The sequence below is a fragment of the Oleiphilus sp. HI0067 genome, assembly GCF_001635735.1.
The window spans coordinates 1-1,019 of sequence record NZ_LWFI01001267.1; the positions used below are offsets into that span (position 1 = coordinate 1).

A 1,019-nucleotide genomic window follows, 5' to 3' on the forward strand; every position below is an offset into this window, starting at 1 on the left:
ATCATTGTTCTTGTCGCGGAATACAAAGGCATAGCTTTGACGACCACGGTGCAATTTATCTTGGAAGGTAATTGCCTTTACGTTCTTTAAGTTCAAATGCCCTTGAAAACCCGCAGCATTGCCATGCCCGAAGTTGTAAAAACCTTCGCCTAGCGTGCCTTTAGGAAATGCACCTTTAAATTCAAACACGCAACCTCCCGAGAATACGATTGTGGTCAGCGGCCCCCAAGTGCTTAGCAGTTCAAGTAAACCCTGCGCCTGCTCACCTTGAATAATTGGATCGTTATCAATATCAACTTTATCAGTCATGCCTTTTTCCTAGCGCGCTATATTCCCAAAGTCGCGAAAGGTAACAGACGAAGCTTTACATGTAAATACGAATTAGTCTCATTTCGATTGACATTGCCATTACCGTCCTCTATTCTTGCGCTTTCTTAAATATCACCCTAAGAAAGTGCGACTTAAACTATTTTCTACGCACTATCTGTCACGCCCCTTCGGAGACCAAAATGCGCAGCGCCGGAATTAGTTTTGCAAAATCATTGGCATGCTTTTCTCTACTTCTCACAGTTATTACCACACAAACAGCTCTCGCCGAAGATGAGACTCCTCGCATTATCAGCGCAGATCTAGGCACCACCCAAGTCCTACAAGCCCTTAACCTTCAGGATGCTATTATTGCTGTGGATGTCACGTCAGTTCGTCAACCCGAATTACGAGGCTTGCCCAGCATTGGCTACCACCGCCAACTTTCACCCGAAGGCTTACTAAGCATCAAAGCAGACGCTCTTGTAGGCGCCGCAGACATGGGTCCTGAAACCGCAATCAACGCTCTTGAAAAAACCGGCGTCCAAATTATTCAACAGGAATCACCAAAAACAATCGATACTCTTATCGAAAACGTCCGTACACTTTCTACCGAATTTAATCACAAAGAAGACGGCGAAAAGCTCATCAACATCATCGAAGAGATGCGCACAACACTTGCCAACACTTCGGTGAAACAAAAGACAGCGATC

2 protein-coding genes are annotated in these 1,019 nt (G+C 45.2%); one reads left to right on the forward strand and one right to left on the reverse strand.

The window, feature by feature from the left end; translation table 11 throughout:
• Positions 1-309, reverse strand: a 309-nt coding sequence (locus A3739_RS19495) for a ChuX/HutX family heme-like substrate-binding protein (protein WP_068502511.1), incomplete at its 3' end; no start/stop codon positions are given.
• A 200-nt stretch (positions 310-509) separates the two neighbouring features.
• Here A3739_RS19495 and A3739_RS19500 point away from each other — a divergent pair.
• A partial coding sequence (locus A3739_RS19500) for an ABC transporter substrate-binding protein (protein ID WP_156502704.1) occupies positions 510-1,019 on the forward strand: 510 nt, incomplete at its 3' end.